This window comes from Streptomyces sp. NPDC050636 (genome assembly GCF_040654775.1).
In the GTDB taxonomy this organism is placed as follows: domain Bacteria; phylum Actinomycetota; class Actinomycetes; order Streptomycetales; family Streptomycetaceae; genus Streptomyces.
Map to the genome: position 1 here is coordinate 45801 of NZ_JBFAIP010000003.1, position 18081 is coordinate 63881.

The window sequence follows — 18081 nt, forward strand, 5'->3', positions numbered from 1 at the left end:
TCGGACCGGGCCCGCGGCAGACCCGTACCGGCCCGTCTCACACCGGCTGACGCCCCATCGGACCGGCCCCGCCCCGGGCACCGGCCGCCGCTCCCGCCGACGCCGCGTGCCGGTCCAGGAACTCGGCGACCATGCCGTGGGCGCGGTGCGGTCGTAGCGCACGGGCGGTGCCGTCGAGCATGGTGCGGATGCGTGCCGAGTGGACCTGCTCCAGCAGCGCCAGGGTCCGGGAGCCGGCCGCGGCGGCCTCCTCGTGGGCGCCGCTCTCGGTGAGATTGGCCGCGAGCTCCGCGGTGAACAGGGCGATATTGCGGGTGAAGTGAGGATCCTGCAGAGCCACCGCCCGGCGTGCGTGTGCCACCGCGCGTGTCCATTCGCCCAGGGCCGACCAGCACTGCGCCTCCAGGCCCTCCAGTTCGGCCTCGCCGTAGAAGCTCATCCACTCCGGGTCGTTGTCGCAGGGCCCGCCCGCGAACAGCCGCTGGGCGCGGGCCAGCGCCTGCTCGCAGCCCGTACGGTCCGCCAGGCCCGCCCAGCCGCCGGCCTCGCGCAGCGCCAGCAGTGACAGCAGCCGCGGCGAGGCCAGGTGTTTGGCGGCCTGCTGCGCGGCCTGGGCGGCGCGTACCGCCTCGCGCGGCCGCCCGGCGTCGCGGGCCAGGAAGGCGGTATTGCAGAAGGCGTGCGCCTCCAGGGCGGGATCGCCGCAGACGCGGGCGGTGGCCAGCGCCTCGGCGTAGTGCGAGCGGGCGTCGCCGTGGCGGCCCGAGTCGTGCGCCAACCAGCCGACGGTGATGGCGAGTTCGCCCGCCCCGGTGTGCAGCCGGTCGGAGACCGTGCGGTGCTGGATGTTGGCGTCGAGCATGTCGTAGGCGGCCCGCAGCGGCTGGGTGGCGCGGCGGTAGATGCCCTCGGCGCCGTGCCGGTCGTCCAGCAGCCGGATCCGGCGGACGGCCTCCTCGACGGCGGTGGCCTCGGCCGCGCCGGCCCTGCTGTCGGCGGGCGTGCGGGGGGCCGGAATGCTGGAGTTGGCAGCGGCGGCAGCGGCTTCCAGCGGATGCAGGGCGGCGATGCCCAGGGCGGCTGCCGGGCCGCCGGTGATGAACGCGCGACGCAGCACGTCGCTCTCCTCGCAGGTCTGGATACGGGTATCGCGGTGGTCGGGGTCGGTTGCCAGGGGCGCGGCGCTGACCGCCGCCGTACGCGCCCCCCGTCCGCGTACCGTCTCGCGCGGTGCGAATCCCATGTCCGGCAGCGTCAGTCCCGGGAACATGTGCCGGAACACTCGCTCGTAGGCGTAGTTCGGGCACCGGATTTCCCCGGACTCGACGCGCCCCACATAGCGGGCATCGCACGAGACCTGCTCGCCGATCTCACGGGCGGACCGTCGGACCGCCGCCGCGAACTCGCCCGGGGACAGCCGGCCGCGCAGCTGTCGGAAAGCGGTGTTCGGGCGGGCGGGTACCGTGTGGGACGACGCTGATTTTGCTGGTGGCGACGCCATGGCGGACCCTCTCCGTGCCCTCTCCGTGCCATCTTTGTGGCGATGCCGCATCCTGGCGGTGCGGCGGGACGACCGTACCGGCTGGGACGGCCGCATCACTCAGAGTTTGGCTACAAACCGGATATCTCACCCACGATCTGCCATGAAGTGCCATCCTTTGCAGCGTTACGCCGCCGTAGCTGTTGACGGGCCGAGCCGTTACACACGGTGTAAAGGGTTGCGGCGCGTGCAGGAGGAGGGGTTTTCCGTGCGGGAGACCGGCGTGAGCAGGGGCGTCACAGGATCCGACCACAGCGTGCTGCCGGAGCCCGCGCAGCCGTGCGACCTCGTCACGGTGCCCGCCCGGCAGGGACTTGAGGCGGTCGACATCCTCCGATTGCGGGACGGCGTCGGGCCCGTCCTGCACGACGGCGCGTGCCACACCCTCGGCTTCCTGGTGCCCCCGGGCACGGCCGCCGGGTGGGACGTCCCGGGCAGCGCGTGCACCCAGACCTACGGGCGCGGGATCGCGCTGGGCGCGGCGTACGACGGCGACGGCGCCGACGGCACCGAGGACACGTCCGTGGAGCCGCCCGTGACGGGTACCGGGTGGCTGGTGCCCCCGGAGGGCGCGTACGCCGCCGCCACCGACCCGGCCGTACTGCGCGCGGCGCTCGGCGAGGCGGCCCGCACGATCGAGGCCGTCGACCGCTGCCAGTGAGCGCCCGCCCCAAGGGAGTTGCGGTCCGCCCGGTCGGGGTGAGGGTTCGTCCGGCGTGGGATGAAGGCCTTGTGGGGTGAAGGCCTTGTGGGGTGAAGGCATTGTGGGGTGAAGAGCCGTCCGGCTGATGCCGACGGCCCTTTTGGCGTATGTGTCCGACGACACCCCTTAGCAGGCGGGTTGCCCGGCCGGCTCGCTCGTCGTGGTCAGGGTGGCGGCCACGGCAGGCCGGGGGATGACGATGCCGCCGCGCCGGTCGTCCAGCCGGCGGCGTACCCCGCGCAGCAGCCGGTGCGCCGTGAACGTCGCGCCGTAGACGAAGCGCATCGACGGCCCGAACGACGGTGCGGTCAGCAGTCCCGCGAAGAACAGGCCCGGCCAGGACGACTCGAAGCCCGGGCTCAGTTCGGGTGCCCGGCTGCTGCCGACCGTCCGCAGTGTGCCGCGCACCTGGGGGTCGAGCAGCCGCAGCCGTCCGAGATCGGGGGTGAAGCCGGTGGCCGCCACCACGTGTTGGGTGTTGAGGGCCGTGGTGCGGCCATCCTTATGGGTGAGTTCGAGCCTGACCCCGTCGCCATGGGGGAACGCGGTTCTGATGCGGTGTTCGAAGAGGACCGGTACGGCGGGCTCGAAGCGTGGGCGCAGCCACCAGGCGCCGGCCGGGCCCAGTGTCGTCTCGGCGATACGCACCCGGGTCCTGGCGGGCAGCCCGTGTACCGCCCAGGGGGTCTCCGACCACACCCAGCTCGGCCAGCCGGTGCCCAGGCCGCAGTGCGGATCGCGCAGTGCGCGCAGCCGGCCGCGCTCCAGGGGCTGCGGTGGGGAGTTCCAGCGCAGCCGGCCGGCGCGGGCCACGATGCGGGCCCGCGCGCCCTGTTCGGCCAGCAGCGTCGCGGTCTCCAGGGCGGCCTGCCCGGAGCCGATCACCGTGACGTCCTGGCCGGCGAAACGGGTCAGATCGCTGTGGTCGCTGCTGTGCGAGGTGAGCGGGGCGGGCAGCCGGAGCAGCGGTTCGGGGCGATTGGCGAACGGGAGCACGCCGATGGCGAGCGCGACGGTCCGGGCCGCGATGCTCTCGCCGGTGTCCGTCTCGACCCGGAACCCGCCGCCGTCCGGGCGTACGGCGGTGACGGTGACCTCCTCGACCTGGGGCACCGTCCGTTCGCCGAACCATCTGCCGTACGCGGTGAAGACGCCGATGGGCAGCGGGACGCCATGGCGGGCGGTCAGGCCGTGGGCGGTGCAGTAGTCCGTGAGGGTGTGATCTCCGGCGGGGTCGGACAGGTTGGAGGACCAGGGCTCGGACTTGAGGAACATGCCGGTTGGCATGTGGTCGCGCCAGGAGGCCATCGGGCGGCCCAGGACCCGCAGGCTCAGCCCGGCCGCGGCCGCGTGTGCGGCGATCGAGAGTCCGTAGGGGCCGGCGCCCACCACCACGAGGTCGTACATGGGAGTTTCCTGCTCTTTCTCATCGGGCTCATCGTGCGGTGCGGTCCACGGGGGAACGCTGCGGTCAGGGCTGTCGGGGGGTGCCCAGGGGGTGCGCGGGCACCGGGCGGGTCAGGTGCGGGACCGCGTTGGCGCGCATCCGGCGCGCGCCCTTGCGGACGCCGCTGCGCAGCCACGAGCCGGTCATGGCGAGGAACGGCAGCGGGTCGTCGGCGGCGAACCAGGCCCGCTCCACGTCGCGGTGCCCACCCCGCACCCCGGTCGAACGGGAGGCAGGCGGCCCGGTGAAGGCCGTGGCCACCGCCGACAGCAGGGCGTAGTTCTCGGCGCGGAAGAGCCGTCCGGGCGCGCCGCGCGGGGCGGGCACCGTACGGCCGGTCAGGTCCAGGTGCAGCGCGCGGACCACATCGAGCCCCGACTGGTCGGTGAACAGCCGGAACTGCGCGCCGGGCCGGGGGTTGAAGTCGAGCAGGTGGTAACGGCCGTGCGCGTCCCGGCGGAAGTCGAGGTCGAGGATGCCGCGGTAGCCCAGATGCCGCGCCAGCCGCAGCGCGGACCGTTCCACCTCGGGGTTGGGCAGCCAGCGGCCGACGGCCGTCAGCCCGGTGCGCGGCGGCCAGGCGCGCTCCTTGCGGCCGGAGCCGCCGATCAGGCAGCTGCCGCCGCGGGTGAAGCAGCCGTGGAAGAACCAGTCGGTGTCCGGGGCGCCGGGCAGCTGGCGTTGCAGCAGGAGGGCGCTGCCCGCGCGTTCGGTCAGCTCGTAGAGGCGGCGGGCGTCGTCACGGGTGCGTACCAAGGTGGTGCTGCGCAGCCCGGTGTCCGCCAACCCCGTCAGCAGCCAGGGGCGGCTCCACTTGGCGACGACCGGCAGCCCCAGACCGGCCGCCGCGTCGGCGGCCTGCTGCGCGCTGCCGGGGATGGCGGTCGCCGGGTGCGGCAGCTCCAGTTCCCGGCACAGTTGGGCGAGTTCGGCCTTGTCGGCGACCCGTTCGGGGAGGCCGGCGGGCTGGGCGGGGAGCAGAAAGCGGCCCAGCAGCGGACCGGCGAGACGGGCCGCGGCGATCGCGCCGCGGTCGTCCATGGGAATGAGCACGGCGGGCCTGCCGATACGTTCGGAGATCTCGCGGAGCAGGGCCAGCAACGGCGCGTCCGTCAGCGGCCCGGCCGGGAGTTCATGCGCCCGGTGCAGATATCGCGACCGGCCCACCGGGCCGCGCGCCGATTCGACCACGGCATGCACCTCGATTCCGGCCCGGCCCAAAGATCTGACCGCTCCCAGCGTGCCGTGATGAAAGGGATTGGGATCGAGCCGGAGCAGAAGTACGGGCACATCGGTGTCGAACGATGGCATGTGCGGAGTCCTTCACTTCGATGGACCGTGTGGGGGAGGAAATTCGCTAATGGGCTATCAGAAGGCGTTCGGGCAGCCCATATGGGGGATCTCCTGAATACCGTCATGGGAATTACCGTCATGGGATCAGCACAGCCCATGACGGGCGTCCCCCAAGGAGTCACTATGTCCCAGCGAAGCCGGAGGCTGGCGGGCACTTTCGGGGCGGTCACCCTCTGCCTGCTCGTCTCCTGCGGTCTTGTCGCCCTGCCCGGCCGTGACGGCGACACCCGTGACGGAATGAGCGGGGACGGACGCAATTCCGGTGCGGTCCCCATGTTTCCGGTGCCCCTGGGCGCTTTTCTCGGATCCGACGGAGAGGGCGTGCGGCGCCTGTCCGATCTGCAGCGTTGGCTCGGCGGTACGGATATCCGGGTCGGCCACACCTATCTGCCGGGCGACCGCTGGTCGAACATCGAGGGACGGCCGGAATTCCTCCAGCCGTGGGCCGACTGGCGGCGCGGCGACGACGACCGGATGTTCGTGCTGAATGTGCCGATGATGGAGCGCAACGAGGAGCACGTCCCGGACTCCGAGGTGCGCCGGCTGCTGCAACAGGGCGCGGCCGGCCGCTTCGACACGCATTTCCGTACGCTGGCCCGGCACCTGGTGGAAGACGACATCCCGGACACCGTGATCACCCTCGGCTGGGAAATGAACGGGACCACCTACACCCATCGCTGCGGGCCCGACCCGAAAGCCTGGAAGTCGTACTGGCGCCGCATCGTCACCGCGATGCGCTCGGTGCCGGGGCAGGAATTCCTCTTCGATTTCGCGCCGACCCGCGGTGAGGACGCCATCGGCTGGACGAAGTGCTACCCGGGCGATGATGTCGTGGACATCATCGGCATGGACTCGTACGACCGGCCGTCCGGCAAGACCTTCGACGAAATGATCCACGAGCCGTACGGGCTCCAGCAGCAGGTCGATTTCGCGGCCGAGCATGGAAAGGAGATCTCGTACCCGGAATGGGGGTTGTTCGACAACGGTGACAACGCGGAATTCGTCCGGCGCATGCTGGAGTGGATCGCCGTACACGAACCGCTCTACCAGACGATCACCGATTACTGTCCGCACGGCGTATGGCAGTGCCAGGAGAATCCGCGGTCCTCCCGGGCGTTCCGCGCCGCGCTCTACGACCTGACGGGGGCCGCGCTGCCCTCGCGGCCCGCGCCGGCCCGGCGGGACAACTGCCGTCCGCCCGGCCCACGGCAACGCATCGAGCGCCGCGCCGGCCGCGTACCGGAGCTTCATCGTCTGCTCGCACCTCTCGCCTGCCAGGTGTTCAGCCTCGCCCGTACGCCGCGCAGCGACGTCAGCCGCTCCCTGGCCAGGCCGGCCGCGAGCGCGCGGCCGTGTGCCTGCGCCGCGTACAGCCGCAGGGCGGGCGCCGCCGCGCGCCGGGAGAGCAGCAGCCGCTGATTGGCCACCGGGACCGGGCGCCAGTGGAGCTTGTACGGCTCGGTGCCGCGCAGCAGGCTGAGCGCGCCGCGGCGGCTGGCGACGACATGACGGGTGTCGTGACGCAACAGCATGGTGGTGATGTCCACCTTCCTGGCGCGCAGTTCGGGGTCGGAGCCGTAGAGATAGCCGCCGGCCAGGTCCGCCGACATCAGCGTGAGGTCGATGGCCATCACCCGGCCGGCCACCCGGTACTCGGTCAGCACCGCGTCACCGTCGGCGACCATCTCCCGGGTGGCGCGCACCAGATGGTCGGCGAACCGGGGCCGCAGATGCTCCGGTGTCACCCCGCGGCCGGCCCACTGGAGCCAGTGCAGCCGCAGCATGTTCGCCACCGCGGCGGGCACCTCGTGGGCCGGCACCGAGCGTTCCTCGATGCCCAGCGCGTCGATTTTGCGCAGCTTGGCGCGGACCCGGCGGGCGCGGGCGCCGGGCAGCCGGGCCAGCAGTTGCTCCATCGGCACGCCGGGCAGCTCCAGGCAGACCGAGTCGGCCAGAGTGCGGGACGGGCCCGGCCAGGCCGCCGGCAGCCGTTCGGCCGCGGCGCCGGGCCGGACCTCGCGCAGGTCCACGACGGCGCCGCGGGCCGCCCGGTGCAGTCCCTCGGCGAGCGCGCCGGCCGCGGGCCCGGCGCAGGAGTCGTCAAGCAGCACATCGGAGAAGTCCGAGATGCTGCCGCCGAGCGGTACCAGGACCGGTAGCGGACGGTACGTCAGCATCATCGGCGCCGCCCCGACGAGCCGGTCCGCGCGGCGCACCAGGACGACCCGCAGCCGTCCCGGCGTGCCGTACGACAGCCACCACGAGTGCAGCCAGGCATGGCTCTGGAAGGGGGTGGCCGCCCGGCAACGGCGGTGCAGCGCCTGCCAGTCGGCGGCCAGCGCGGCGAACTCCTCCGGGTCGCGGCAGAGCGTCGCCGACAGGGGGGCGGGCGGCTCCTGGCGGTCCGGCGGGCGTACGGGGCCCGGCACCGGCGATACCCGGGCCGGCGCCCCCGCCGTCCCCGGCATGTCCGTCGACGTCCGCCGCGCTGTCATCGCACGGTCCCCGTGGCTGCTTCCGGGGCCGCTTCGGTCGTCGCTGCCGCGGCCTCCCGCGGCGGTCCGGCGGAGCCCTGCGCCGGGGCCGGGACCTCCGCCGTACGCGCCGCCCGCCCGTCTCCCACCGCCGCCCCGGCCAGAGTCCCCCCTGGACTCCGTCCAGGGGGACCCCCGCCGCGATGCCCCTTGGCATTGCGGCGCTCCGCCGGCCGTACGAGCAGCAGCAGGCCGCCCAGCAGGCCGCCCGCGCAGGCCCCCACTCCGGTGGCCACCGGCACCGACGGCGAGACCGGTTCGGACGGGACCGAGGCGAGGGAGAGGACCATCAGTTCGGCGCCGGTGCGGTCGGCCGTCGCGTTGCCGGTCCTGGCCAGCGAGCGGGCCACCGCGTTGGCGACCGTGGCCGAGGTGCGCGGGGTCCCGGCGGTGCCGGTGATCTCGATCATCGGGGCGTCCGGCGAGGTCATCACCCGCACCCCGCCGCGCAGCGCGCCGAGCGGCACACGGGAGACGCGATGGGCGTCGGCGATCACCGCCCCGCCGGTCGCGACCCGGCCGTACGCCTGCGCGAAGCCGAGCGCGCCGGCCGGGTCGGTGCCCTTGCCGGGCACCACCACGACGTAACTGGTCGCGGCGTACCGCGGCGGCTCCAGCAGCCCGTAGGACGCGCCGCCCGCCGCTCCGAGCGCCGCACACAACGGCAGCGGCCACCAGCGGGGCAGCCGGCCCAGCCACGCCCGCAGCCGGCCGGCCGGCGCGGCGGCCGCGGGGTCTTCCCTCACGGTCCCGTCCATCGCGGTGCTCACCTCTTCGACAGCGAATGGTCGTCGGAGGAAGGCGACCGGGACGGGTCCGGCAGGGACACGTTCGAGGGGGACGCGTCCGGCGCGCGCGACGGGGACACCCGCCTGCGCGGTGTGGCGGCTAGGGCATGCTCGTAGACGGCCATCAGGGCCTCGGCGCTGTGCCCGATGTCGTAGTGCTCCACCACCGGCGGGACCGGCAGCCGGCCCGGTCCCGTGCGCCGCAACTCGCGGATGGTCTGGGACAGTTCGTAGGGATCCCCGCTGCAGCGCCGGGCGCCGGGGGCCTGGAGGGCGGGGAGCTCGTCGACGGCCGGGCAGCCGCCGTGCAGGACGTGCAGCCCGGAAGCGAGCGCCTCCAGCACGGCCAGGCCGAACGCCTCCTCCGAGGACGGCGAGACGAAGACGTCCATCGCCGCCAGCAGACCGGGGATGCCGGGTTCCTCGTCCGGTACATCGCCGGTCGCGGGGCTGACCACGCCGCCGCGTGTGCCCAGCAGATGGATCCGGTCGCTCGCACCGAACTGCCGGGCCATCCGTTGCAGCGTCTCGCGCTCCGGCCCTTCGCCCGCCAACAGCAGGTGGACGCTGGAGAGATGGGTCACCGCCCGCACCAGGACGTCGAACTGCTTGCCGGGCACCAGCCGGCCGACGCCGCCGACCACGAAGGCGTCGGACGGCAGGCCCAGCCGGTCGCGGACGGCGGCGCGGGCGGCCGGGTCGTAGGCGAAGTGGTGCGCCTCGATGCCGTTGGGCACCACATGGATCCGCTCCTCGGGCACGCCCCAGCGGGCCAGCCGGTCGGCGACGGTGTCCGAGACGGCGACCGTCGCCGAACCCAGCCGTTCGGTGGCCCGGTACAGCGCGCGGATGCCACGGGTCAGCCGCCGGCCCTCGATCACCGCTTCGCCGAGGGAGTGCTCGGTGGCGACCACCGCCCGTACGCCGCCCATCCGGGCGGCGATCCGGCCGTAAACGCAGGCGCGGTAGAGGTGGGTGTGCACCAGGTCGTAGTGGCCGTTGCGGATGAGCCGGGCGAGCCGGGGGATCGCGGTGAGGTCCCGGTTGCCGGACATGCCGAGATGGGTGACGGGCGTGCCGTCGGCCCGGATGCCGTCGGCGACCGGACCCGGGTTGGTCAGGGCGACGACCTCGCAGTTCGCCGGCAGCCGGCGCAGCATCAGCCGTAGCTGCTGCTCGGCGCCGCCGACTTCGAGGCCGGTGATGATGTGCAGAACCTTCATCGGATGCCTCCAGTGGTAGCGGCCTGGGTGGCCTGGACGGTGGACTCTTCGGGCAGCGGGCGGCGGCGCAGTGGATGCAGCACCCGTTTGAGATGCAGCCGCCAGGAGGTGTCGGCGGCGCCGATGTGGACCCGTGGCAGTGCGTGCAGTCCGGTCAGCGGGCCGGGGTCGATGGCGCACGCATAGCCGTAGCCGGCGCCGCGCACCGCCTCGACGGACCGGGTGTCGAGGGCGCCGTACGGATAGCAGAAGCCGTCCGGGGCCTGCCCGGTCAGCTCGGTGAGCAGCATGCGGCTGATGGCGGTCTCCCGCACCAGGGTCACGCCGTCGGAGGTGGTGAGGTCCTGGTGCAGCAGTCCGTGGGAGCCGATCTCCATGCCGGCGTCGGCGACGGCGCGGATGCCGTCCTCGGTCAGCAGCGGTTTACGGGGCCCCAGTGGGTCCCAGGCGTTCACGCCGCCGGCCCTGCCGGGCATCACGAACACCGTCGCGGTGCAGTCGTGCCGGCGCAGCAGCGGCAGCGCGTCGGAGCTGAAGTCGGCGTAGCCGTCGTCGAAGGTCAGCCCGACCAGCCCGGCGCCCCGGCCGGCGGCGCGGGCGCGCAGCAGGGCGGCGACGGAGACGCCGCGCAGTCCGCGGTCGCGCAGCCAGCGGAGCTGACGGTCGAGCCGGTCGGGGGAGACGGTGACGTGGTACGGGTCCTCGGTGACCTCGGCGACCGAGTGGTACATCAGCACCCAGGGTGGGGCGCTGCGGGGGCGGCGGGCGGCGGGAACGGGCGCGGGGTCACCGGGCTCGGGGGCGAGGGGCAGGGGTTCAACGGGCATGGGCGAGCTTTCCTTTGACGGCGGTGAGCAACTGCCGGACCTCGGGGGTCCGAAGGGCGAGGGCGGTGCCGGCGAAGACGGCGGGCACCAGCAGCGCGCCGGCCGCCGCGCCGAGCAGCGCAGACGCCGAGGGTGCGGCGAGTGCGGAGAGCGCCGCGAGGGGGCCGCCCGTGGCCGCGGCCGCGGCGGCCGCCAGCGTCAGCCGGCCGAGTCCGGCGCCGACCCGGCGTACCCCGATGGCGACGACCCGGGTGCCGAGGCCGCGCAGCAACAGCAGCGCGGTGGCGGTGATACCGGCCGCGTTGGCGGCCGCGATGCCGTGGACGCCCCACCACCGGACCGCGAACAGCCCGGCGACGACGGTGATCAGCAGCCCGGCCGCCATCGCGGCGGCCGGGTACCAGGTGGGCCGGGCGGCGGCGAAGAACGGCCGGATGAGGGCGCCGACCAGGCTGTGGCCGAGCAGCCCGAGCGCGTAGACCCGCATCACCGACGCGGTGGCGGCGGTGTCCTCGGCGGTGAACGCGCCGCGCTGGAAGAGGACTTCGATGATCTGCGGCGCGCAGGCGATCACATACGCGGCGCCCAGCAGCACCACCAGCCCGGCCAGCGTCAGATCGCGCTCCACCCGGCGCCTGGCCCGGTCCGCCTCGCCGTCGGCGACCGCCCGCGCCACGACGGGAAAGGTGACGGTGCAGATCATCAGCGACAGCACCATCGGCATCTGCGCGACCTTCTGCGCATAGTTCAGATGCGAGATGGCGCCGGCCGGCAGCGATGCGGCGAGGAACCGTTCGACCAGGACCTGTGCCTGCCGGCTGACCGCGAAGCAGACGACGGGCGCCAGCAGGGCGAACCCCAGCGTCACCCGCGTCCCGGCCGCCCGCCGGGGCCGCTGCCGTCGGCTGGTCGGCAACCTCCGCAGGACGGACGGCAGTTGGACGAGCGTCATCGCGGCACCCCCGAGCGCGACGCCCGCCGCGGCGGCCCGCACCCCCCAGACCGGGTGCAGCGCCAGCATCGTGCCGATGATGCAGAGGTTGTACGCGACGTAGATCGCGGCGGGCGGGACGAAGCTGCGGTGGGCGCGCAGCGCGGCGCTGAAGTAGCCGGCGACGCCGAAGGTGAGGACGGTCAGCGAGGTCAGCCGGGTGCAGTCGACGGCCGCGCCCGGGTCGGCCAGGCCGGGGGCCAGTACCCGGACGAGCAGTGGAGCGCCGACGGCGAGGAGCGCGGAGCCGCAGGCGAGGGCGCCGAAGAGCCGGGGGAAGGTGGCGGCCAGCAGGGCCCGTACCGGGTCCGGCAGTTCGCCGGTGTCCGGCGCCGCCTGGGCTGCCCGTGCGGACAGTGCGAGGCTGAACGCCGGGATCAGCAGCAGCGCCATGGCGTCCTCGATGAGCAGCGTGGCCGCCATCTCCGGCACCGTCCAGGCCACCAGGAACGCATCGGTCTCGCGGCCCGCGCCGAAGAGATGCGCGAGGGCCTGGTCCCGCAGCAGCCCGAACAGCGCCCCGGCGGCGGTCAGCGCCGCGGTGATCGCGGCGGCGCGGGCCAGGAAGCGGCCGAGGGGGCTGGGGCCGCCGGGATCCGTACCGCCGCCGGGGCCCGGGGGGCCGGCCGGCGGCGGTACGGAGACGGCCGCCGGGACGGGCAACGTCCCGGCGGGCGCCCGGTGCGGGGAGGCCGTCTCACTCATCGCGGATCCGTCCCGCTGCCCGTCCACCCACCGGCGCGGCCAGCGCCCACCAGCCCACCAGCCCGAACAGCACCGCACTCAGCACCGTCGACGGGCCGCCGATGTCGGAGGAGAGGAAGTCGACGCTCTGCCAGACCAGCAGGCCGGTCGCGGCCAGCCCGCAGTCGGCGTGCCGGCCGCTGCGCCGGGCGGCGGTCAGGCGCCGCAGGGCCCACACCAGCAGCGCCGCCCAACTGCCGACCAGAGCCGTGATCCCGATCAGTCCCTGCTCGCTCAGCACCAGCAGATACATGTTGTGCGGCGACAGCAACGGCTCCCGTTGGAAAGCCAGTCCGGCGCCCGCGATCTCGCTGCCCGAGGACAGGCCGAGCGAGGCATGGCTGTCGCGGTGGGCGGGGAAACCCTTGAGGCCGACGCCGGTCACCGGGGCGTCGCGCCACATACCGGCCGCCGCGGCCCACAGCGAGTACCGGTCGGTGACCGAACGGTCCGGGGCTTCGGAGACCGTGGTGATGCTGGTGACCCGCCGGCTCAGCATCTCGGAGCCCGCCCCGGCCCCGCCGACCAGCACCACCGCCAGCGCGACCAGCACCGCCAGCGTCCGTACCGCCAGGCGCAGTCCGGCCAGCAGCAGCACGACGACGACGGCCGTCGCCGTGGCGATCCAGGCGCCCCGGCTGAACGACACCGCGAGCGGTGGCACCAGCGCGGCGGCGCTGCCCAGGGCGGCCGGCCGCAGCCAGCGGGGCGCGTCGGTGTCCGGCGCGAGGCCCAGGGCCAGCGCGGCCATCAGCCCGTAGGCGACGACCGTGGACATCCCCATGATGTCCAGCGGGCCGAACGTGCCGACCGCCCGGACGTTCTCTCCCATATACGAGGCGCCGGTGCCGGTCAGATACTGGTGCACGCCGATCGCGCCCTGCACCAGGGCGAGCAGCACCACCGACCCGGCCACCACCCGGAAGTCCCGGGCGGTGCGCAGCGTCAGCACCAGCGCGGCCGGGACCAGCACGAAGATCTGCAGATGGCGGACGAAGCCGGGCAGGCTGGCGGCCGGGTCGGCGGAGGCGATGGTGGCCACCGCGAGCCCCACCGCGGGCGCGCCGAGGACGAGGACGGCCCGGCGGTCCAGCGGCCGGGCGCGCCGCCGCAGCAGCCGGACTGCGCAGCAGACCACCAGGACGGCGGAGGCCGCATCGGCCGGGGTGATCTTGCCGGCGGCCGCGACATCGCCCCGGTCGGCGGGTACGCACAGCAGCAGGACGGTCGCCACCGCCGGGACCAGCGGTGCGTACCGCGCCGCCGACGCCCCGGCCCGGCCGGCCACGTCCCATCGGCCGGACAGTACGGATGCCGGCGCGCCCGCGCTCATCTGCCCTCCATCCGGAACAGCGAGCCCACGGTGCGCAGCATGATCTGCGCGTCCTGCCACAGCGACCAGCTGTCGATGTAGCGGTTGTCGAAGCGCGCCCGGTCCTCGATGGAGGTGTCGCCGCGCAGGCCGTGCACCTGCGCCAGCCCCGTGATGCCCGCCGGCATCCGGTGGCGGGCGCCGTAGTCCGGGTAGCTCTGGGTGAACTGCTGGACGAAATAGGGGCGTTCAGGGCGCGGGCCGACCAGGCTCATATCGCCGCGCAGGACGTTCCACAGCTGCGGCAGCTCGTCCAGCGAGGTGCGTCGCAGGAGCCGGCCGACCCGGCTCATCCGCCGGTCGTCGGCCACGCTCCAGCGCGTCGCCGACTCGTGCTCGTCGCGGGGGAGGAGGGTGCGGAACTTGAGCAGCATGAAGGCGCGCCCGTGCCGGCCGATGCGCTCCTGCCGGAAGATCACGCCGGGCCCGTCGGAGAGCCGCACGGCCAGCGCGCAGCCCACCAGCACGGGAGCGGCCGCCAGCAGCAGGACCGCGGCCAGCACGACGTCCGACGTCCGCTTGCCCCGGCCGCCGTGCCGCGGCGCGGCGGTGTCCAGCCGACGGCAGGCGAAGCCCCACAGGTGTTCACCGCCCGGCCCCGGTGATCGGCCGTCGTACCCGGCCGCGGCGCCCGCCAGCCAGATCGCGGAGCCTTGGTCGACGAACCGCCGCAGCAGCGCGGCGGTCTGCGGATCGGCCTCCGGCGGCCGGGTGAACACCGCGTCCCGCACGGTGTTCTGGACGACGGCCCGCATGATGTCCTGGGGGGAGGTGAGCCGCGGCAGCGGCAGTTCGCCCCCCGGCTCCGGCGGCCGGCCGCCGGGCGCCCCGGGGACGACGGCGCCGAGGGCGACCAGGCCCACCGGGCGCAGGCCGTACTCCGGGTGCGCGTGCAGCGCGGCGGCGAGCTGACGGGCCGCCAGGTCCACGCCGACGATCAGCGTGGAGCGCGGCCTGCGGCGGGCCGCGGCGCGCCGGGCCCGGTAGACCGCGGCCCGGCCGCCGCACGCCAGCACGGCATGCACCGCCGGTGCGCACAGCAGCGCGGCCGGGTCCAGCGACCGCCCGGGGTGGACGGCCGCCAGCGCCGCGGCCGTCGCGCACCAGCAGACGACGGCCCGGCCCAGCAGCGCGGGGAGGTCACCCAGCGCGGTCGGGGCGAGGCCTGGACGGTAGAGCCCGGCATGGCTGTTGAGCACCAGCAGGCACAGCACGACCGGGCCGAGCAGCGCCGGCACCGGTGCGGGGTCGTGCACCAGGAACGCCGCGCCGGTGGTGGCCAGGCAGTCGGCGGCCAGCAGCGGGGCGGTGGTCCGGTTCCGTACGGCGCGGCCGGGGCCGGGTGGCAGCGGCGTGTCACGTCCGGGCCGGCGCGGCGGATGGACCCTGACGGCTGTCGGCCGGGTGGCCGCGGGCCGGGGCAGGAACGGGGCGGAATGGGGTGCGTCCGCGCTCTCCGTCGTCATCGCCTGATCTGCTCCCTGCTCGTGGGGCACGGCAGACCGAGCAGTTCGCGGTACAGATCCAGAACCGCTGCCGTCGTTCGCCGCACGTCGTATGTCGTCCGCACGTGCTCCAGGGCCCGGCGGCCCAGCGTCACGCGCAGCTGAGGAGCGGTCAGCAGACCGCGCAGGGCCCGGGCCAGGGCGGCCGGGTCGTCCGGTGGCACCAGACAGCGGGACGCCGATCCGGGCGGCAGGCTCTCCCGGGCCCCGCACACATCGGTGACCACCACCGGGCGGGCACAGGCCATCGCCTCCAGAGGGGCCAGCGCCATGCCCTCCCAGCGCGACGGCAGGACCACCAGATCCGCCGCGCGGTACCAGGGAACGACGTTGTCGGCCGGGCCCGCGAACAGCACGCCGGGCGGCGCGGCCTCCTGGAGGAGCCGGCGGTCCGGCCCGTCGCCGACCAGGACGAGGCGGGCGTCCGGGACCGCCGCGCTGACCTCGGGCCAGGCCCGCAACAGCGTCAACTGGCCCTTCTGCGGACACAGCCGCCCCACGCACACCACCAGGGGCGCGTCGGGGGGCAGTTGCCTGAGCACTCCGAGGGAGGCACGCAGCCGTCGCCGCGCCACCTCGTCCGTATCGGCGGGCGAGAAACCGAAACGTTCCAGGTCCACGCCGTTGCGGATCACCGCCCACCGGGCCGTCACCCCCACCGCCGCGCCCCGCAGCCGCTCCGCCTCGCTCACACACAGCACCCGGTCCGACCAGCGCGTGGCGAACCGCTCCCAGGCGAGCGCCAGCCGCCCGGTCGGGCCGCCGACCGCCTCGAAGGACCAGGCGTGCGGCTGATGGACGGTCGGGACCCGGCCGCGTACCGCCAGTCGGGCGGCGAGCCCGGCCTTCGCGCTGTGCGCATGGACGAGGTCGGGCCCCGTACGGCGGATCAGCCGGGCCAGCCGCCGGGTCTCGCCGGCCAGCGACCGCCCGGGGGACCGCTCCGCGAACCAGAGGGCCACTTCGGCGCCCGCCACGGCGACGTCCCGATGAAGCCTGCCACCGGGCGGCGCGGCCACCACGACCCGCAGCCCGGCCGCCACTTGGGCCCGCACCAGGTCGGCGACGACCCGGGCGACCCCGCCGTCTACGGGCTGGCATACGTGAAGAACGCTGGGAACGCTCGGAACGCTGAGAGCGGTAGGCCGCTCTTCGGACGGCAAGTCTTGCGGCAGCACGCGCACTGCTCCCTGATCGCCGGGCTGACAGAAATCTCCGCGGGAATTTCCGGTGCCCGCCGCTCAGCGCCCGCTATCGGCCTGGACGAAGAGCGCGCCGAGCAGGTATTCCTCATTGCCGGCGCCGAACCGGAAAGTGAGACGGTCGCCGCCGGAGCGAAGAACAGGGGTGATGTCGAATACGTCGGAATCAAATCCGAGGGTGTTCCGATAGGCCGGCTGCCGGACCGTCTCCTGGCCGAAATCCGTGATGGTCGAATTCATCACATCATTCGCTGGATTGGCGGCGTCCGTAAGGAGTCCCGGCGTGTTCCGGTCGACCGCGACGGAGAGCGAGTCATTTACGGTGCCGCGGTCTCCGTTGTATGCCGCCACGCCCACGAGTCCGCTTGAACCCGCCGGGATCCGCATTCTGTGCAGATTCACCGCAGGCGCCCGGCCGCTCGCGTCCAGCGGCTGGAACCCGTCCCACAACGCGAGCTTCCGCAGCGGCTGCCCGGCGTTCTCGTAGGCGACGACCAGTGTCCAGCCGCCCCAGGTGCCGGCCGTGGAATGCCCCTTCGCCACATTGACCTGGGCCACCGTGTACGCCCCGGAACCGCTGCCGCGCACCAGCTTGGTGACATCCGCGGACGCCTGGAAGCCGTCGGTCGTGGAGGTCGTGCGATGGCCCGTGACGGTGTCGGCGAGCACCTGCTTGTACTGGCCGCCGGGCTCGGCGAGCAGCACCCGGCCGTTGTCCTTGGCCGGCTTCTGCTCGCCGGCCCGCAGGTTCCCGCCCCAGTACAGCCGGGCGTAGCTGACCCGGGAGCCGACCGGCATCCGCAGGTCCGCGCTGCTGGAGTTGTAGGTGTTGGGGTCGGAGTCGATGTCGATGTACGCCATTTGGTAGTGGCCGTTGGCACCGGTGTAGCCCTGCTGGGCCGACGCGCACGGCGTGCTCGCACCGGCCACCGCGGGATCGCAGGTGACCGAGGAGTTGGCCGCGCGCGCGAAACCGCCGTGCTGCGTCACGTGATAGCGCTCCTGAAAAGGAATTCGCGAGGCTTCCTTGGGCGCCGGTGTGGCCACTGCCGAAGACAGGGCGGCCGACAATGCCAAGGACGCAAGTACGCATACGGCGCCGCGCCCGGTGCGGTCCATCGACTTCCGCATGGCTCCCTCTCCGACTTCAATCAGTCAAACAGGAGAGCACTCTGACAGAAATCATGTTGGAAATCGCGGCAGGCACGCCGCTGTGCCCGTCGGGGATTCCGATCAGCGGAATACCGGACTTCGCGGATGGTGACATGATGTCTTCCGGTTGGACCAACTTTTTAGCGGAAGGATGAACGCCCGCATCCCTGACAGTTTTGGTTCGTTGATCGCGATGCCCCATTCGAAAACTGAAAGGAGAACGGTGATGAAGCGGTTCGTCACAACTGCCACGTTGGCCGCGGCCAGCTGTGCCATGGTGCTCGGTGGCGCGGGCGTCGCCACCGCCGGCGGCTCTGATGGCCATCGCGGCCAAAGCCAGCAAGGCTCCGGCCACCACCGCTGCGGCCACGGAGGCCACGGCGGCCACGGTGGGTACGGCCACGGTGGCTTCGGCCGTGGCGGGCATGGCGGCCACGGCGGTTTCGGTCGTCACGGCTGCGGCCACGGCGGCGGTGCCGTTGCGAAGGGCTTCGCCGTGGGCTCGCCTGGTTTCTTGAGCGGCAACAACATCCAGGTGCCGATCAACATCCCGATCAACGTGTGCGGCAACAGCATCGACGTGTTCATCGGGATTCTGAACCCGGCCTTCGGGAACGTCTGCATCAACAGGTGACCTGACCGCCGGTCCGGAAGGGCATCGGGCCGGCCCGGGTCGTGGTGTGCAGCGGCGGGCCGCCCG

At 73.7% G+C, this 18081-nt stretch carries 14 protein-coding genes and 1 pseudogene; 3 read left to right on the plus strand and 12 right to left on the minus strand.

Features of this window, described 5'->3' with window-relative positions; all coding sequences use genetic code 11:
- Positions 1–37: 37 nt before the first annotated feature.
- Positions 38–1501 carry a tetratricopeptide repeat protein gene (locus AB0I10_RS04950; protein ID WP_363150897.1) on the minus strand — a complete coding sequence of 488 codons (1464 nt, stop codon included), beginning with the start codon at positions 1499–1501 and terminating at the stop codon, positions 38–40.
- A gap of 262 nt (positions 1502–1763) precedes the next feature.
- Here AB0I10_RS04950 and AB0I10_RS04955 point away from each other — a divergent pair, with 262 nt between their 5' ends.
- Positions 1764–2201 (plus strand): hypothetical protein, encoded by a 438-nt coding sequence (locus tag AB0I10_RS04955; RefSeq protein WP_363150898.1) that lies wholly within the window; start codon positions 1764–1766, stop codon positions 2199–2201.
- 168 nt (positions 2202–2369) lie between these two features.
- Here the strand turns inward: AB0I10_RS04955 and AB0I10_RS04960 are convergent, their stop codons facing one another.
- Together AB0I10_RS04960 and AB0I10_RS04965 are read right to left on the minus strand one after the other, a co-directional pair.
- Positions 2370–3650: an NAD(P)-binding domain-containing protein gene (locus AB0I10_RS04960; protein ID WP_363150899.1), complete on the minus strand. Its 1281-nt coding sequence runs from the start codon at positions 3648–3650 to the stop codon at positions 2370–2372.
- A 64-nt stretch (positions 3651–3714) separates the two neighbouring features.
- On the minus strand, positions 3715–5001 hold the full coding sequence (locus tag AB0I10_RS04965) for an ATP-grasp domain-containing protein (protein ID WP_363150900.1): 1287 nt from the start codon (positions 4999–5001) through the stop codon (positions 3715–3717).
- Between the two features lie 279 nt (positions 5002–5280).
- On the opposite strand from AB0I10_RS04965, the gene AB0I10_RS04970 reads away from it, so the two are divergent.
- The gene (locus tag AB0I10_RS04970; RefSeq protein WP_363151081.1) at positions 5281–6462 is read left to right on the plus strand and encodes a glycosyl hydrolase; all 1182 of its coding nucleotides are present in this window, start codon (positions 5281–5283) and stop codon (positions 6460–6462) included.
- Between the two features lie 41 nt (positions 6463–6503).
- Here AB0I10_RS04970 and AB0I10_RS04975 read toward each other — a convergent pair.
- The 9 genes and pseudogenes from AB0I10_RS04975 to AB0I10_RS05015 all read right to left on the minus strand — a co-directional run.
- Positions 6504–7538, minus strand: a pseudogene (locus AB0I10_RS04975) (GNAT family N-acetyltransferase); the annotation flags it as partial.
- Positions 7535–8323 (minus strand): hypothetical protein, encoded by a 789-nt coding sequence (locus AB0I10_RS04980; RefSeq protein ID WP_363150902.1) that lies wholly within the window; start codon positions 8321–8323, stop codon positions 7535–7537. The gene AB0I10_RS04980 and the pseudogene AB0I10_RS04975, both read right to left, overlap by 4 nt.
- Before the next feature lie 20 nt (positions 8324–8343).
- A complete protein-coding gene (locus tag AB0I10_RS04985) occupies positions 8344–9588 on the minus strand; it encodes a glycosyltransferase (RefSeq protein WP_363150903.1) in 1245 nt (414 codons plus the stop codon).
- On the minus strand, positions 9585–10319 hold the full coding sequence (locus AB0I10_RS04990) for a polysaccharide deacetylase family protein (protein WP_363151082.1): 735 nt from the start codon (positions 10317–10319) through the stop codon (positions 9585–9587). Before AB0I10_RS04990 ends, AB0I10_RS04985 begins: the two co-directional genes overlap by 4 nt.
- 85 nt (positions 10320–10404) lie before the next feature.
- Positions 10405–12111, minus strand: coding sequence for a lipid II flippase MurJ (locus AB0I10_RS04995; RefSeq protein WP_363150904.1), 1707 nt, complete (start codon positions 12109–12111; stop codon positions 10405–10407).
- Positions 12104–13483 carry an O-antigen ligase family protein gene (locus AB0I10_RS05000; protein ID WP_363150906.1) on the minus strand — a complete coding sequence of 460 codons (1380 nt, stop codon included), beginning with the start codon at positions 13481–13483 and terminating at the stop codon, positions 12104–12106. Before AB0I10_RS05000 ends, AB0I10_RS04995 begins: the two co-directional genes overlap by 8 nt.
- Positions 13480–14988 (minus strand): exopolysaccharide biosynthesis polyprenyl glycosylphosphotransferase, encoded by a 1509-nt coding sequence (locus AB0I10_RS05005; RefSeq protein ID WP_363150907.1) that lies wholly within the window; start codon positions 14986–14988, stop codon positions 13480–13482. The genes AB0I10_RS05000 and AB0I10_RS05005 overlap by 4 nt, the downstream gene beginning before the upstream one ends.
- Complete coding sequence (locus AB0I10_RS05010) at positions 14985–16202, minus strand: glycosyltransferase (RefSeq protein WP_363151083.1); 1218 nt, start codon at positions 16200–16202, stop codon at positions 14985–14987. Before AB0I10_RS05010 ends, AB0I10_RS05005 begins: the two co-directional genes overlap by 4 nt.
- Before the next feature lie 66 nt (positions 16203–16268).
- A complete protein-coding gene (locus AB0I10_RS05015; RefSeq protein WP_363150909.1) occupies positions 16269–17219 on the minus strand; it encodes a hypothetical protein in 951 nt (316 codons plus the stop codon).
- 313 nt (positions 17220–17532) lie between these two features.
- Here AB0I10_RS05015 and AB0I10_RS05020 point away from each other — a divergent pair, with 313 nt between their 5' ends.
- Positions 17533–18015 (plus strand): chaplin, encoded by a 483-nt coding sequence (locus tag AB0I10_RS05020; protein WP_363150910.1) that lies wholly within the window; start codon positions 17533–17535, stop codon positions 18013–18015.
- Positions 18016–18081 lie beyond the last annotated feature (66 nt).

What these genes read in the sequence shown, in the direction of transcription:
- AB0I10_RS05000 (WP_363150906.1), bottom strand. Translation starts at nt 13,483, where the DNA reads ATGAGCGCGGGCGCGCCGGCATCCGTACTGTCCGGCCGATGGGACGTG.
- AB0I10_RS04950 (WP_363150897.1), bottom strand. Translation starts at nt 1,501, where the DNA reads ATGGCGTCGCCACCAGCAAAATCAGCGTCGTCCCACACGGTACCCGCC.
- AB0I10_RS04985 (WP_363150903.1), bottom strand. Translation starts at nt 9,588, where the DNA reads ATGAAGGTTCTGCACATCATCACCGGCCTCGAAGTCGGCGGCGCCGAG.
- AB0I10_RS04970 (WP_363151081.1), top strand. Translation starts at nt 5,281, where the DNA reads ATGAGCGGGGACGGACGCAATTCCGGTGCGGTCCCCATGTTTCCGGTG.
- AB0I10_RS04960 (WP_363150899.1), bottom strand. Translation starts at nt 3,650, where the DNA reads ATGTACGACCTCGTGGTGGTGGGCGCCGGCCCCTACGGACTCTCGATC.
- AB0I10_RS04965 (WP_363150900.1), bottom strand. Translation starts at nt 5,001, where the DNA reads ATGCCATCGTTCGACACCGATGTGCCCGTACTTCTGCTCCGGCTCGAT.
- AB0I10_RS05005 (WP_363150907.1), bottom strand. Translation starts at nt 14,988, where the DNA reads ATGACGACGGAGAGCGCGGACGCACCCCATTCCGCCCCGTTCCTGCCC.
- AB0I10_RS04990 (WP_363151082.1), bottom strand. Translation starts at nt 10,319, where the DNA reads ATGTACCACTCGGTCGCCGAGGTCACCGAGGACCCGTACCACGTCACC.
- AB0I10_RS04995 (WP_363150904.1), bottom strand. Translation starts at nt 12,111, where the DNA reads ATGAGTGAGACGGCCTCCCCGCACCGGGCGCCCGCCGGGACGTTGCCC.
- AB0I10_RS05020 (WP_363150910.1), top strand. Translation starts at nt 17,533, where the DNA reads ATGAACGCCCGCATCCCTGACAGTTTTGGTTCGTTGATCGCGATGCCC.